The organism is Kutzneria chonburiensis (assembly GCF_028622115.1).
Taxonomy (GTDB): domain Bacteria; phylum Actinomycetota; class Actinomycetes; order Mycobacteriales; family Pseudonocardiaceae; genus Kutzneria; species Kutzneria chonburiensis.
Genome location: NZ_CP097263.1, coordinates 1,628,408 through 1,644,189, shown reverse-complemented (window position 1 = coordinate 1,644,189; position 15,782 = coordinate 1,628,408). Strand labels below are relative to the sequence as shown.

Here is a 15,782-nt window from a genome sequence, read left to right as displayed (position 1 = left end):
GCTCCCGTCGAGATCACGAAGGGGAGCAGGACATGGACACCGATGTGCTGGTGGTCGGCGCGGGCCCGGCGGGCCTGATGACGGCCAACGAGTTGCAGGTGGCGGGAGTGTCGGTGGTACTGGCCGACAAGCTGCCGCGGCGCAGCGAGCTGTCGCGGGCCGGCGGCGTGCAGTCGCGCACGCTGGAGGCGTTCGACCAGCGCGGGCTGCTGGAGCCGCTGCTGGCCAGCGGGGACTTCCCGATCGGCTCCGGGCATTTCGCCGGCGTTCCGCTGGAGCTGGCGAACATCCGCCCGCGCGAGTGGCGATACTTGCCGCAGGTCGACCTGGAGGCGTTCTTCGAGGATCACCTTGCCGCGCAGGGCATTCACGCCCGCCGGGACCACGAGCTCGTCGACCTCGCCCAGGACGTGGAAAGCGTCACCGCCACGTTCGCCAACGGCACCACCATTCGCAGCCGCTACCTGGTCGCCGCCGACGGCGCCCACAGCAAGGTTCGGCACCTGTTGGGGGCGGAATTCCCCGGCCGGCTCGGCACCGCCACCGTCATCGCCGCCGACGTGTCGCTCGGCGGCATCGAGCGGGAGCTGTCGCACACGTGGAGCGAGGACGGCACCTGGATCGCGCTCTTCCCGCTCGGCACCGATGCCGCTGGCCAGCCGATCACCCGCCTCGTGCTCGGCGGGCCGGGCCGGTCGGTGCCGCGGGACGTCCCGATCACCGAGGACGAGATCCGCGAGGGCCTGCGCATCGTCTTCGACGACCGCGTTGAGCTGCTGGAACTCCGCTATTCACGCCGCATCACCAACGCCGCCCGCCAGGCCGCCCAGTACCGCCACGGCCGCGTGTTCCTCGCCGGCGACGCCGCCCACGTGCACCTGCCGCTCGGCGCGCAGGGCATGAACACCGGCATCGGCGACGCCTTCAACCTCGGTTGGAAGCTCGGCGCCGCCGTCCACGGCTGGGCCCCCGCCGACCTGCTCGACTCGTACCACGCCGAACGCCATCCCGTCGGTGCCGGCGTGCTGCGCAACGTCCAGGCCCAGAGCCTGTACATGGACTGGCAGGGCACCCGCGACCCCGACGTCCTTGCCGGCCAGGCGATCTTCCGCGAGCTCGCCCAGCTGCCCGCCGTCCAGCGCCACCTCGCCGACCTCATGTCCGGCATGGTGATCCGCTACCCCATCCCCGGTGACGGACTTGTCGGCCTGCCCGCCCCTGACCTGCCCGTGGGCTCTTCCCGGCTGCACGCCATGCTCCGTCCCGGCCGGGCCATCCTGCTCGATCCCGACGACCAGTACGCCAAGCTCGGCGACCTCTGGTCCGCCACCGTCTCCCGCGTCACCGCCGGCCGTCCCATGCTCGTCCGCCCTGACGGCTACGTCTGCTGGGCCGGCTCCCCCGACGAGCTGGAGCCGGCCCTGACCCGCTGGTTCGGCGAACCCCGCTGATCAGGCACTGTGCGTTACCAGCACATTCAGCGGTACCTCGGTGAGGAACCGTTCGCGCAACACACCGTCCAGGCTCTGTGCCTTGGTCCGCACGATCTCCCCGGCACGACGGCGAAACTCGTCGGCCTCGGTGCCACGCCCCAACTGGCGAAGCACCTCGCTGTGCCAGTAGTAGATCTCCTCGGTCCGAAGGGCCGGCAGCGGGTCGTGCTTCTCGAGCAGACGCACGGCCCGCTGACTGGCCTCGTAGGCATCGTCGACGCCACCCATGGCCAGTCGCAGTCGTGCATGCAGGCAGTGGGCCAAGACCTCGCTCCGCGTCATCCCGGAAAGTCGGCACTCCGAGATGTTGTCGGTCAGCAGGCGGTCCACCAGCGCCGGCCGATCGACCTTCCCTGGCGAGCTGTCCAACACCGCCTGTGCGTAGAGGTTGGCCACCAGCGTAGCGAGGTTCGTCTGCCACACCTGTTTCATCTCCACCCATGCGGCCTCGATCTGCGCCAGGCCGGCTTCGACCTCGCCCTGATCGACCCGGAGCTTGCCCAGTAGCGCGAGATTATTGGCGTGCCATGCGTCCGGCCCATCGTCAGCCAGCCGCACCGCGTCGTGCAGGGTCGCCCGCGCCGCCGCCCACGAGCCGATCGCCAGCTGCACCTGAGCGAGGAAGTTCAACCCGATGGGAAGGATGCCCACGTCCTCGGTGCGCCGCAGCCGATCCGCCATCGCGTCGAGCACGGTGTTCGCCGCCCCGAGCTGGCCCGCGTCGAACAGATTCACACCGATCTGGACCTTGGTCCGGAAATACGCCTGGCGCATGGCGACGTCCGTCGAGTCATGGATCTCCGGCGTCTGCTCTGCGAGTCTCTCTGCCTGACGTAGCACCTCGATCCCGGCGTACATGTCCCGCTTGGTCAGCTCTCGCCCATACATCGCCAGCGTCAGGAACCGAACCACCGGCCCAGCCGCCGAGGCGAGCTCCACCGCCTGCCGCTGTGCCTCCAGCCCGGCATCGACACCGTGCACCCGGTGCACGACACGGCCCCGCACCGCCGCCACCCGCACCTGGAGCAACAGGTCACCGTTGCGTGCCGCGGCTTGCACGGCCTCGTCGACGAGCCCTTCCAACTCCGTGCTCGGGTGCGCCCCCGGCACCACGTGCCACCGGGGTTCCGTGCAGAGCAGCAGCAGCTCGATGATCTCCACCTCGAGCCGGTCCGTCTCCTGATCGGACGGCAACGATCGGGCGTCCGCCAACGCTTGACGGCACAGTCGTTCCGCCTCACCGAGCGATCCACCGGTGATGAGCAACGTGCGGGCAACGGCCAATGCCCGCCGGGCAGCCGGGCCGAAGTCGCCTCCTAGGTGATGGTGTCGAACCAGCTCCAGCTGGAACTCCACATTCGTGGTGTCGGTGGCCGAGGACAGTTCGAGCAGCACGCGCGCCGCGAGCGCATGACGTTCACGTCGTTGTTGCGGGCTCTGCCAGGCGTACAGAACGCTGTGCAACAACGAATGGTCAAATTCATACACGTCGTACCCGGTGACGCGGGCCCTCTCGTCCGGCGGGCAGAGATGGATGAGACCAGGGTGCGCAGCCGTGCTGTACAGCTGCGTTAGCACCTCATCGTGCGGCACGTTCGCCATGCGCTCCAACACATCGGTCGAGAACCGTTCCCCTTGAACCGCTGCGTGGACGAGCAACGTGACCACCTGCTCATTCAATCGCCCAAGACGCAGCCGTATGACCAGTTCGACGCTGCACGGAACCGGAGCCTCGATCCCGTGTCCCTCTTCTTGGAGCAGTGACATGCACTGGCCCAGGAAGAAGGGCAGTCCACCAGTCACTCGACGCAGCCGGTCGCAATCCTTGGCCGCAGGGACGGCCCCGATCGACAACCTCACGTACTCAGCGATATCGGCAACGCCCAAGCCACTCAGGACCAGTCGATCGACCTGACCTCGGACGGTCAGTCGACCAAGCATCTCCCGCAACGCACCGTCGACTTCCTCGGGCCGAACCGCCAGCACGATCGCCAGCGGCCCGCGTTCTGGCGCAGACACCAGGCGCTCGACCACCTGACAGGAGCTGGCGTCGATCAGATGCGCGTCGTCGACGACAAGCATCCCAACGTGCTCACGGCCCACCGCTGCGAGCACAGCCGACGTAAGCCCCTGGACGCTTCTCGCACCATCGGCCAGTCTGGAGTGCCCGAGCGCTCCCACACCCGCACGCAACGCCGGTCCGGTACCCGGCACCACCCCAGCGACGAGTTCGGACGCCGACGCCGCGGCTACGTGCGCGCCGGCCTTCGCGCGACGCCAACGGCGCGCTTGTGGATTCAGCTGTTCGACCGCGTCCACCATCGGCTCGTAAGCGTTGTCCGCTCCCACCTGGCCGTGACACCGAACCAGAGCCGTAACGCCAGGACGGCCCGACCACGACTCGCGAAAGTAGGTTCGGAACTTGCTCACCAACGCGGACTTGCCGACACCGGCCGGCCCCTCGACCAGGAGGATCCGCGTGCCCGAGCGGGCCACACGCTCCAGAAAGTTCTGCATCTCGGTCGATTCTTCCCGACGTCCGACGAACACCCTTGCCATCCGTCCTCCCGCCCAGGCGACGCTCGATCGCGCATCCAGGAGACCATCAGCGACGGCAGTGGTGGCCCGTATGGCGGTCAAGACACCAGGACGGACTAACCAAATGCTCGCCACCGACGTCCAGGACGGGCATACGGCTCCGTTCCGGGCCGAACCCCGCTGATCAGCTGGTGCCCTCGCCCTGCCCGAGACCGATGCCGGTGCGCCAGGCCGTGACGAAGACGCCGTTCTTGTTGATGTCGATGACGCCGGGGGTGCCGAAGTAGCTGCCCCGCAACGACTTGTCCGGCATGGACAGGTGCAGGTAGCTGATCTTGACGGCGTTCTCGGGCAGGTCGGGGAGGTTGTACGAGAGGGAGGCGTGCAACGGGCTGTTCGGGCGGAGCACGAGGGTGCCGCCACGGCCGTCGACGTGGAGGGGAACGGACCCGTCCGGACCGCCGACGGCAATCAGCGGGGTGTCGGGCAGGGTGCAGGTGACGCCGTCATGGGCCAGCAGGGTGAGGTCGAAGGAGCCGAGGCTGAGGTTCTGGCTGAAACCGCCGTAGTAGAAGGAAACGAGGTTCACGCCGCACGGCACGGGCGGCGGTGTGGCGGCGGCGGTGAGGGCGGGCAGGGCGAGGAGCCCGGCGAACGCGATGGCGAGCTTCTTCAAGGGGATCTCCGAGGTCAGAAGGCGGCGAGCCCGTGCGGGGAGCCGAGGCCGGTGGGGCCGTCCCAGCCGGGACCGGCGTTGCACACGGCGGCGGCGGAGCCGGGGAAGTCGGTGCACTGGTGGAAGATCTCGTTGTTGCCGCTGGTCACGTCGTTGAACGCCGACTTGGGGGCGGCGTAGAGGGTGTTGGGGCCGTTGACGTTCGCGAGATGGCCGGCACGGGCGTAGAGGCCGGCGACGTACGGCGAAGAGGCGCTGGTGCCGCCGATGACGAGCCAGTTGTCGGGGCCGTCGCCGGTAGGGGCGTAGGTGTCGTAGACGGCGACACCGGTGGCGGGATCGGCGTCGGCGGAGACGTCGGAGGCGGCGCGGTGGCCGTTGCACGCGGCGGTGACGGCCTTGGGCTGCCCGTTGGCCTTGGGGAAGGCGGTTTCACAGCCGCTGCCGGCCATCGACCAGGCGGTTTCCTTGCCGGGGGCGGTCAAACTGGTGCCGCCGACGGCGATCACGCCGGGCAGGTCGGCCGGCCAGCTCTGGTGCACGCCGCCGTTGAAGCCCTCGTCGCCGGTCGCCGCCGTGATGGCAACTCCCTTGTGGGACAGGGTGAACTGCTGCGTGTTCGTCACGTCGGCGGTGTAGCCGTAGCTGATGCTCACGGCTGAGGCGCCGGCGGCGACGGCCGTCTGCACGGCCTGGGCGAAGTCGCCGGTGCTGACGTCGTTGTCGTCAATGGCGTCCTGCCACGGGACCGCGACGTACATCAGCCGGCAGGACGGGCAGGCGGCCGACGCCATGTCCACGTCCAACGACGTCTCCTCGGCGACCCGCTCCTCGATCGCCGCGCCCTCATTCCCGGTCTGCGGCGGCACCTGCGCCCCGCCGGCGTAGTCCAGCAGCCGCAGGCAACCGCTTTCCACCGTGCACGCCGGCAGCCCGAACGTGGACCGGTACACCGCCAGATCCGCGGCCAAATTTCCGTCCACACCGGCCCCGATGATAGCGATTGTCGCTTTACTGCTGGAATTCGCCGGCAGTGAGTAGGCCGCCGCCAGCTCGGCCGGCGAGTAGCCGGCCGGCGCGGCGGTGCTCAGCGGGGCCGAGCCGCCCGGTGTCGACGTGACGACCAGGGACCGGCAATGCGCGCACACCGTTCGCACGCCGTGATTCTGCAACAACGTCGCCGCATGCACCTGCTGATGCAGTTGCGGCACATCGGGTTGGCCCGCCATCGCGGTCGGACTTCCCACGATTCCCGCCAGCATGGCGATGGCCGAGGCCAGCACCGTTGATCGCGCCCAAGACATGGCCGACACTATGGCACCGCGAGTGCCGAGATGATCACGAGAAGTGAGCTATCCTTCAGTGGCGCAACCCGAGCCGGCGTCGCACGTCCTACGATCTCGGCCCCAGCAGGGCGATCGACGCCCGGACGGCGGTCTCGGTGATGTCCATGGCCTCGCCGCCCTCCTCCACGTTGCTGGCGATCAGCTCACGCAGCCCGCCCAGCAGCAGAATCGCCATCTGCCGGTCGACCCGGTAGATCCCGATGTCCCGCAGGCTCTCGCTGTCGGTGAGCGCCTGCACCATGTCGACGAACTTCTCCAGCATGTCCCGTTGCAGCTGACGGCCCAGCGACCCCAGCGCCGGCATGTCGCGAATCCAGCTGTGCGTGACAGCCCGTTCGGCGTCGGAGCAGGCCAGCCACTCCACGACCGCCGCCCGCACCTGCACCGGCCACGGCTGAGTGGGGTCGACGGCGCCGGCGATGCGCCGGATCATCTCGTCGTTGGCCTCGGTGACCAGCGCGACGAAGCAGGTCTCCTTGCTGGCGAAGTGCTCGTAGAAGGTACGCCGCGAGGTCTTGGCCAGGCGCACCACGTCGGCCACCGTGGTGTCGCGGTAGCCGATCTCGCCGATGGCCGCCGCCATCCCGTCGAGCAGCCGCCGCCGGAAGTCCACCGGGGTCGCGGTGTTGGAGCGCGTCACCGTCGTCACGGTAGTGCCTCCCCCTTGAGAGTTCCTGGTACGTGAGCGTACCATCGGGCCGGTACGTTGACGTACCACAGGGAGGCGCCGGATGACCACGCTGCCACCGGGACCGTCCACGCCACGGCTGGTGCAGGCGTTCGCCGCGCTGACCAGGCCGGGACGTGGTTTCCGCGAGGCGCGCGCCCGCTACGGCGACGCGTTCACCTTCAACTCCCCGATGTTCGGCCGAGCCCTGGTGATCAGCGACGCCGCCGAGATCAAACAGCTGTTCCAGGCCGGATCGGACGTCGCCGACAACATCGAGCCCAACCTCGGCCGGGTGCTCGGCCCCGGCTCGCTGTTCGCGCTGTCCGGCGATGACCACCGCAAACAGCGCAAGCTGCTGGTGCCGCCGTTCCACGGCCGCCGCCTGGCGGCGTACGAGCAGATCATGGAAGAAGAGACGCTCCGCGAGTTCGCCGGCTGGCCGGCCGACCAGCAGTTCGCGACCATGCCGTCGATGATGCGACTCACCCTCAACATCATCCTGCGGGCGGTGTTCGGGGCCGAGGGCACGGAGTTCGACGACCTACGGGAACTGCTGCCCCGGTTCGTCAAGCTGGGCTCGCTGTTGGCCGTGCTGCCCGTCCCCAAGACCGACTGGGGCCGTTGGAGCCCGTGGGGCCGGTTCCGGCTCATGCGCGAGGAGTACAACGCGATCATCGAGCGGCTGATCGTCAAGGCCGAGAGGGAGGGCCGGCTCGACGAGCGTGAGGACATCCTGGCCCTGCTGCTCCAGGCCCGCTACGACGACGGCACGGCGATGAGCCACAGCGACATGGCCGACCAGCTGCTCACGCTGCTCACCGCCGGCCACGAAACCACCGCGACCACGCTGGCCTGGGCGGTCGAGCGGCTGCGCCGCCATCCGGACGTGCTGCGCGAGCTGACCGAGGAGGCCCGCACCGACGGCAAGACGCTGCGCGAGGCCACCATCCTCGAGGTGCAGCGGACCCGGCCGGTGATCGACATGGTCGGCCGCCGGATCCGGTCCGACCAGGTCGAACTGGGTCGCTGGACGCTGCCCCGCGGGCTCACCGTGCTGGCCAGCATCGGTCTGATCCACCAGGACCCGACGCTGTTCCCGGATCCGCTCACCTTCGATCCGCACCGGTTCGTCGGCACGAAACCCGACCTGTACCAGTGGATCCCGTTCGGCGGCGGCAGCAGACGCTGCATCGGCGCGGCCTTCGCCACCATGGAGATGAACGTCGTGCTGCGGACCCTGCTCCGCGAGTTCGACCTGGCCCCTACCACGCTCCCGGACGAGCCCTGGCATTCTCGGGGCATCGCGAACGCGCCGGCCAAGGGTGGCCTCGCGATCGTGCGCAAGCCGACCCCGATCGACCAGCCCGCGACAAGGAGTGCCGATGCCCCGACAGCTTCCTAGGCTCACCGGCCGGCCCGTGATGATCACCGGCGCCGCCTCCGGCATCGGCCGCAGCCTGGCGCTGCGGCTGAACCGGCTGGGTTCGCCGGTGGCCATCGCGGACATCGACGAGACGGGCCTCAAGCAGACCGCCGCCTCGTTGAAGGGCAGCGTGCTCACCCGGGTGCTGGACGTCAGCGACGCCGCCGACCAGCGGAAATTCGCCGACGAGGTGCGCGACTGGCTGCCCGCCCCGCTGGCCGGCGTGTTCAACAACGCCGGCGTCGCGCTGTCGTCCACGGTGCTGGACGCCGATCCGGCCGACGACCAGTGGCTGCACAACATCAACTTCCACGGGGTGGTCAACGGCACCCGGGCCTTCCTGCCCATCCTGGTCGCGCAGGACTCCGGTGTCGTCGTGAACACCTCCAGCGTGTTCGGGCTGGCCGGCATGCCGTTCCAGAGTGCCTACTGCGCGGCCAAGTTCGCGGTCCGCGGCTTCACCGACTCGCTGCGGCAGGAGCTGCGCGGCACCGGGGTGAGCGCGGTCAACCTGCACCCCGGCGGCATCAAGACGAACATCGTCCGCAACGGCCGGATGCGCCAGGATCCCGAGGGGCGCTCACGGTCCATGGACGAGATGGCGGCGTCGTTCGAGAAGATCGCCATGACCACGCCGGACAAGGCGGCGCAGATCATCCACCGCGGCGTCGAGGCCGGCAAGGCCCGCATCCTCGTCGGCCCGGACGCGTACCTGTTCGACGCCATGATGCGCATCGCCCCCACCCACTACTTCGACCTGATCGGCCGCGCCGCCGACCGTCGTCGCTGAGGAGCCGCATGTCCGACCACGTCGATGTGCTCATCGTCGGCGCCGGCCTGTCCGGCGTCGGCGCAGCCCACCACATCCACTCCGCCTTCCCCAGCCGCACGTACGCCATCCTGGAGGCCCGCGAGTCCAGCGGCGGCACCTGGGACCTGTTCCGCTACCCGGGTGTGCGGTCCGACTCGGACATGCAGACCCTCGGCTACCGGTTCCGGCCGTGGACCCAGGCCAAGGCCATCGCCGACGGGCCGGCGATCCTGGACTACATCAGGGACACCGCGGCCGAGGCCGGCATCGACCGGCACATCCGCTACGGACACCGGGTGATCTCGGCGTCGTGGTCCACAGAGGACGCTCGGTGGACGGTTGAGGTTCGGCACGGCGACGACACCGTGCGGATGACGGCCCGGTTCCTGTACCTGTGCACGGGGTACTACCACTACGACGGCGGCTACCAGCCGGAGTTCCCGGAGCTGGCCAAGTTCGGCGGGCCGGTGATCCACCCGCAGGAATGGCCCGAGGACCTGGACTACGCGGGCAAGAAGGTCGTGGTGATCGGCAGCGGCGCCACCGCCGTCACGCTCGTGCCGGCCATGACCGACAAGGCCGAGCACGTCACGATGTTGCAGCGCTCCCCCACGTACATCGTGGCGCGGCCGGGCGAGGACAAGCTGGCCAACCAGCTGCGCCGGCTGCTCGGCGACCGGCTCGGCTACATGGTGACGCGGTGGAAGAACGTCGCCCTGGCCACGCTGATCTACCAGCTCAGCCGGCGCCGGCCGGGGATGATCAGGTCGTTCATCCGCAAGACCACGGTGCCGCTGCTGCCGCCCGGCTACGACGTGGACACCCACTTCAAGCCCCGCTACGACCCGTGGGACCAGCGTCTGTGCCTGGTGCCGGACGGCGACCTGTTCCGGGCCATCCGGCACGGCAAGGCGTCGGTCGTCACGGACGAGGTCGCCGGCTTCACGTCGTCCGGTATTCGGCTGAAGTCCGGCCAGGATCTGCCGGCGGACGTCGTGGTCACCGCGACGGGGCTGCGGCTGCTGGCCTTCGGCGGCATCGGCCTCTCGGTCGACGGCCGCGAGATCAAGCTGCCGGAGACCATGGCGTACAAGGGAATGATGCTCAGCGGGCTGCCGAACTTCGTGTTCACCATCGGCTACACCAACGCCTCGTGGACGCTGAAGGCCGACCTGGTCGCCGAGTACACAGTGCGGCTGCTGCGGCACATGGACCGAAACGGCTACACCCAGTGCGTGCCGGTGGCGGACCCGGACGTGACCGAGCGGCCGCTGCTGGACTTCGCCGCCGGCTACGTGCAGCGGACCGTGCACGAGTTCCCGCGCGCCGGCTCGCGGCAGCCGTGGCAGCTGGGCATGAGCTACGCGAACGACGTGGTGCTGCTGCGGCACGGCAAGATCGACGACGGGACGCTGCGGTTCACGAAGACCCACAAACGGGTGGTCGCATAGCCGCCCGGATTGTCAGGGGTTGGCGGTAGCGTCAGCGCCGTGGACACCGGGGAACGCATCCAGGAACTCGCCGACCAGATCGTGGCGCTGCGCGACGCCTACTACCGCGGCTCGCCGCAGGTGGCGGACGCCGAGTACGACGCCATCGAGGACGAGCTGCGGGCCCTGATCTCCGCGAACCCGGAGCTGGCGCCCGACCCCAACCCGCTGGAGCAGGTGGGCGGGCCGTCGGTGCTGCACGCTCCGGTCCGGCACTCGCGGCCGATGCTGTCGCTGGAGAAGTCGACGCGGCCGGAGCAGGTGGCGGCGTTCTTCGACCGGTTCCCCGGCCAGCCGATGGCCGTGATGCCCAAGCTGGACGGCCTGTCGCTGGCCGTGGTCTACGAGGACGGCCGGCTCGTGCGGGCGGTCACCCGCGGCGACGGCACCACCGGCGACGACGTGACGTTCCTGGTCCGGGCCCTGGTCGACGGCGTGCCCACGCGTATCGACGCCCCCGGGCGGGTGGAGGTGCGGGGTGAGGCCGTGATGCTGCGGTCCACCTTCGCCGCCTACAACGCCGCGCACCCCGACAAGCCGCTGATCAACCCCCGTGGGGCCGCCGCCGGCACGCTGCGGGCCAAGGATCCGGCGACCGTGGCCGAGCGGCGGTTGCAGCTGTTCGCGTTCGATCTGCACACCTCGGAAGGCGGCGCGCCGGACGACCTGGAGCAGGCGCTGTCGGCGCTTGGTCTGGCCGCGGCCGACATGCGGGTGTGCACCGACGCCGCGTCGGCGCAGGAGGCCATCGGCGAGATCGAGCAGAGCCGCAACTCCCGTGACTACGACCTGGACGGGGCCGTACTGCGGCTGGCCGACCGCGTGGCCTACGGCGCCGCCGGCACCCGTTCCAACTCCCCGCGCGGGGCGCTGGCCTACAAGTTCGCCGCCGAGGAGAAGACCACCGTGCTGGCCGACGTCGTGTGGGACGTGGGCAAGACCGGCAAGATCGCGCCCGTTGCCCACCTGGAGCCGGTTTTCGTCGGCGGCACCACCGTCACCCGGGCCACGCTGGCCAACCAGGAGGTCATCCGGGCGCGTGGTATCCGCATCGGCGACACCGTGTTGGTGCGCCGGGCCGGCGACGTCATCCCGTTCGTGGCCGGTGTTCTGGACGAGTCTCGTCGCACCGGGGCCGAGCGGGAGATCGTCCCGCCGACCACCTGCCCTTCGTGCGGCGAGATCCTGACCGAGCAGGGCAACAGCCGGGAACTGTTCTGCACCAACGCTTCCTGCCCGGCCCAGACCACACGGCGGCTGATCCACTGGGCTTCCCGCGCCGCCGCCGACATCGAGGCCGTCGGTCCGGTGTGGATCGAGCGGCTGGCCGAGTCCGGCGACCTGGAGAATCCCTCCGACTTCTACCGCCTCACCAAGGACCGGTTGCTCGAGTTCGACCGCATCGGCGAGACCTCCGCGACCCGCATGATCGAGTCCATCGCCGCCAGCCGGGCCGTCGGCCTGCGCCGGGCCCTCATCGGCTTGGCCATTCCCATGGCCTCCGAGGGCACCGCTTCCCGCTTGTGCCGCGCCGGTTTCCCCTCTCTGGAGGCCGTCGCCGACGCTTCCGAGGAGGAGCTCGTCGCCGTCGACGACATCGGTCCTCGCGTCGCCGCTTCCCTTTCCGCCCACCTGACCCGTCTTCGCCCCGAGCTCTCCCGCCTCCGCGCCCACGGCGTCTCCCTCGACGTCCGTTCCGAGGACCTCCCTCCGGTCGTCGCCGCCGGTGCTCCCCTGGCCGGCAAGACCGTCGTCGTCACCGGCGCCATCGCCGACCCCCGCTCCGGCGAGAAGGTCCCCCGCCCCGCTTTCCAGCGCCTGTGCGAGAAAGCCGGCGCCACCATCGCCTCCTCCGTCTCCGCCAACACCGACCTCCTCATCACCGGCGCCGACGTCGGCGCCAGCAAACTGGCCAAGGCCGAGAAACTCGAGGTCGCCATCACCGACCAGGCCGACATCTGGCGCCAGCTCATCGACGCCGGCATCGCCTGACCGCCGGCCGCCCTTCCCACTCCGCCGTTCCCCCTCTCCCGCCTGCTGCCTTTTGGGGCAGGGAACCAGCCGTGTCGTTGACGGCCGAAAGGCCCAACGCCAGCCTGAGAGCATCGGTTCGAACACGGGGGTTTCCGGTGTGGCGCTGACGTTTCGCGCCCCCGGTGAGGACGGAGCCGCATGCTGAGCCACGCCGACCACGTCACCGCGAAGGAGCGGGTGGCCGATGACCTGCTGGCCCGGCCCGGGGTGCGGTACGTGGGCCTGGGCGGCCGGGAACGCGCCGGCCGGCCGGTGCCGGAGTCCGTGATCAAGGTGTTCGTCGAACGCAAGCGCCCGGCGGCGCAGCTGCCGGCCGGGCAGCTGATCCCGGCCGAGGTGGACGGGATCCCGACGGATGTCGTCGACCTGAGCGAGGAACCGGCGGACGACGGGCCGGCGACACCGCCGCGGTGGCCGGGCGGTCGGCTGCGGGCGGAGTCCGACAAGGACGAGACGACGCCGGAACTGGTACAGGGCACCGAGCGGGTGAAGGTGCTGATGGGCGGCATCATGGTGTCGTCCGACGCCGCACAGTCCGGCACGAGCTCGGCCAACGGCACCATCGGCTGCTTCTTCCGCGACACGACCGACCCGAGCATCGTGTACCTGGTCAGCAACCATCACGTGCTGGGCCAGCGGGTGGGCACGGACAACGCGGACATCACGACGAAGATCCGCCACCCGCACGGCCCGGACGACATCCTGTGCAGCTGCTGCTCGAACCGGATCGGCCGGTTCTACTACGGCGCGCGCAACGGCGTGGTGGACGCGGCACTTGCCCGGCTGGACCCGGGTACGAAGTGGACGGCGGACAACATCGGCATCGGCCCGATCACCGGCGTGCACGAGTTCACCGTCCAGCAGCTGACCACGGTTCCGGCGTTCGACGTGTGGAAGTGGGGCATCCGCACCCGCGGCACGGGCGGCATGGTGCGGGCGATCAACGTGCAGGGCAAGGCGTTCGGCGGCAAGGGCGACACCATCACCTACAAGAACCTGATCCTGGTCAAGGCCAATCCGCCGGAGCCGGGGATCACCGACTACTGCTTCAGCCAGGAAGGCGACTCCGGGGCGTCCATTGTGGACTCCGCCGGCAAGGCTGTCGGGCTGGTGGTCTCGGGCATCGTCGACACCGACACCGACGAGGTGAAGCAGATACCGCGGGACCCCGGCGAGGACCCGCCCATCCTGAACCGGTGGACGCTGGCGATCCCGATGAAGGACATCCTGGACTACTTCACCACCGTCCAGCACCTGCCGGTGGCGCTGGCCACGGCCACCGAGTTCGGCCAGATCAACGTGGTGCCAGAGGCGCCCAAACACCCGGCGCTGGCCATGGTCGCGCCCGAGTTGGCGCCGGCGTTGTCGGCCGCCGCGGCGCCGGCGGACGCCGCGTCGGTGAAGCGCTGGCTGCCGGGCGTGACGCCGCCGGACACGGCGACGCTGTCGCGGCTGCGGGAGGATCTGGCCAACGGCGCCGCCGGTCGCCGGCTGCTGGACCTGTGGTCGGCGCACGGGACCGAGCTGACCGGGCTGGTCGACGGCAACCGACGGGTCGCGGTCGCCTGGCATCGCACCGGCGGGGCCGGCCTGTTCCAGCTCCTGATCCGCATGGCCAACAACCCTGAACTGGTCGTGCCCGCCACGCTCAACGGCGTGCCGGTGGCCGAGTGCGTTGACCGGGTCATCGCCGGGTTCACCCGGTTCGCCAGCCCGGAACTCCAAGCGGCACTGGCCGAGGTGCGCAAGGTGCTGCCCGATCCCGCCGGGCTGAGCTACCTCCAGCTGCTGGCCGCGCTGACCAAGCCCACTACCGCCGACGACATCGTGGCGATCATCGACCGCGAGCGGGCGGGCCTGCTCGCCCGAGACGGCGTGCTGTACGTCGGTGTCGGCCACAAGGAGGTCGATGACCTCGTCACCGACCAGCTCGCGATCAAGGTCTACGTCCGGCACAAGGCAACGGCCGACGGGCTGGCGGCGGACCAGCTCATCCCGGCCGAATTCGACGGCGTGCCCACCGACGTGGTCGACACCGCCGGCGGCCCGCGCCCCGCGGCGGCGCAGCTGCCGCCGGGCGTGCTCGATCCGGGCAAGCTCGACACGAACGCCGATGAGGCAAAGATCCTTATCGGCGGCTACCGCATCGGCATGTTCGACGCGCAGACGACAAAGCAGCAGTGGGGCACGGCAACGGCGACCGAGCGGTTCGGCACTCTTGGTTGCATTCTCGTCGACTCGGCCACCCACTCCACGCCCTACGGCCTCACCAATGAGCACGTGGCCAACGGTGAAAAGACTTTCAAGCCGATTCCCGGCAAGTCGGAGGCAGGCCAGCCGACCGGCGAGACGTACTCGATCTTCTGCTCGGACTCGATCGGCTTCTACGGCGTCGGCACCGAGCAACCGGCGCCGTTCGAACGCGACGAGGCCGTCATCAGGATCGTGAAGCGGCCGTGGGCGCCGGAGATCCGTGGCCTCGGCAAGGTGACCGGCAAACACACCCTTGAGCCCGAGGACTACTCGGATACTGTGCCTTACAACGTCCGCAAATTCGGTGCGCGTACTGGTCTCACCGGCGGCACCGCCACCCTCGTTCCCGGTCATGCCGTCGGCGATCGCCTCATGATCGTCAAGCCCCGTCCGAACCCGAAGGCCGCACCGGGCCAGACGACCTACTTCCTGGTCAAGGGCGATTCCGGAGCCGTGCTGGTCAATGACCTCGGCACAACCAGACCCGACGGGCTGCCGGTGCTCGAGGTCATCGGTCTGCTCTATCAGTTCGACGACAACGGCAACGGATACGCCCTCCACATCGACGACGTGTTGTCGCGCCTCAAGAAAGACGGCATCGACCTGGATGTGGCCACCGTCGACAATGCCCGCGGCAGCGCCGTCACGGCGGAGCCCGCGCTCGAATCGGAGCGGTTCCGCACGGACCTGGCTGCCTCGCCGGCCGGCCGGGCGGTGACGGCCCTGTGGCAGGACCACCAGGACGAGCTGACTTCGCTGGTCCGCAGCAACCGCCGGGTGTTGCTTCTGTGGCGGCGCGGCGGAGGTGCGGCGCTGGCACAGCTGCTCAGCCGGCTGCCGAGGGATCCGGCGGCCACGGTGCCAACCCTGATCGGCGATCGGCCGGTGGACGTGGTGCTCGACGAACTACGGGCGGGCGTCGCGCCGTATGCCAGCCCGGCGCTGCGGACAGCGCTGGACAAAGCGCACGCGGCGGTGCCGTCGCTGGCCGGCAAGACGTACGCGGAGATCCTCGACGCCCTCGGGCGAGGGTGAGGGAGGGCGACTC

The 15,782-nt window shown here is 69.7% G+C and carries 10 protein-coding genes; 6 read left to right on the top strand and 4 right to left on the bottom strand.

Annotation, left to right across the window (positions count from 1 at the left end; all coding sequences use genetic code 11):
• Window positions 1–32: 32 nt before the first annotated feature.
• Window positions 33–1,451: an FAD-dependent monooxygenase gene (locus M3Q35_RS07655; protein ID WP_273940948.1), complete on the top strand. Its 1,419-nt coding sequence runs from the start codon at window positions 33–35 to the stop codon at window positions 1,449–1,451.
• Here M3Q35_RS07655 and M3Q35_RS07650 read toward each other — a convergent pair whose 3' ends face one another.
• The 4 genes from M3Q35_RS07650 to M3Q35_RS07635 form a co-directional block, all read right to left on the bottom strand.
• The gene (locus tag M3Q35_RS07650) at window positions 1,452–4,052 is read right to left on the bottom strand and encodes an ATP-binding protein (protein ID WP_273940947.1); all 2,601 of its coding nucleotides are present in this window, start codon (window positions 4,050–4,052) and stop codon (window positions 1,452–1,454) included.
• Window positions 4,053–4,215: 163 nt separating this feature from the next.
• Window positions 4,216–4,707, bottom strand: coding sequence for a hypothetical protein (locus M3Q35_RS07645; RefSeq protein ID WP_273940946.1), 492 nt, complete (start codon window positions 4,705–4,707; stop codon window positions 4,216–4,218).
• A gap of 14 nt (window positions 4,708–4,721) precedes the next feature.
• Window positions 4,722–6,011: a S53 family peptidase gene (locus M3Q35_RS07640; RefSeq protein WP_273940945.1), complete on the bottom strand. Its 1,290-nt coding sequence runs from the start codon at window positions 6,009–6,011 to the stop codon at window positions 4,722–4,724.
• 88 nt (window positions 6,012–6,099) lie between these two features.
• Window positions 6,100–6,693, bottom strand: coding sequence for a TetR/AcrR family transcriptional regulator (locus M3Q35_RS07635; protein ID WP_337960570.1), 594 nt, complete (start codon window positions 6,691–6,693; stop codon window positions 6,100–6,102).
• 91 nt (window positions 6,694–6,784) lie between these two features.
• On the opposite strand from M3Q35_RS07635, the gene M3Q35_RS07630 reads away from it, so the two are divergent.
• From M3Q35_RS07630 to M3Q35_RS07610, 5 genes are all read left to right on the top strand, one after another.
• Complete coding sequence (locus M3Q35_RS07630; protein WP_273940944.1) at window positions 6,785–8,125, top strand: cytochrome P450; 1,341 nt, start codon at window positions 6,785–6,787, stop codon at window positions 8,123–8,125.
• Window positions 8,106–8,936: an SDR family NAD(P)-dependent oxidoreductase gene (locus tag M3Q35_RS07625; protein ID WP_273940943.1), complete on the top strand. Its 831-nt coding sequence runs from the start codon at window positions 8,106–8,108 to the stop codon at window positions 8,934–8,936. Before M3Q35_RS07630 ends, M3Q35_RS07625 begins: the two co-directional genes overlap by 20 nt.
• Before the next feature lie 8 nt (window positions 8,937–8,944).
• Complete coding sequence (locus tag M3Q35_RS07620; protein ID WP_273940942.1) at window positions 8,945–10,408, top strand: flavin-containing monooxygenase; 1,464 nt, start codon at window positions 8,945–8,947, stop codon at window positions 10,406–10,408.
• A gap of 39 nt (window positions 10,409–10,447) precedes the next feature.
• Entirely contained in the window at window positions 10,448–12,439 is a 1,992-nt protein-coding gene (gene ligA / locus M3Q35_RS07615) for an NAD-dependent DNA ligase LigA (RefSeq protein WP_273940941.1), read from the top strand.
• A gap of 180 nt (window positions 12,440–12,619) precedes the next feature.
• A complete protein-coding gene (locus tag M3Q35_RS07610; protein ID WP_273940940.1) occupies window positions 12,620–15,769 on the top strand; it encodes a chymotrypsin family serine protease in 3,150 nt (1,049 codons plus the stop codon).
• Window positions 15,770–15,782 lie beyond the last annotated feature (13 nt).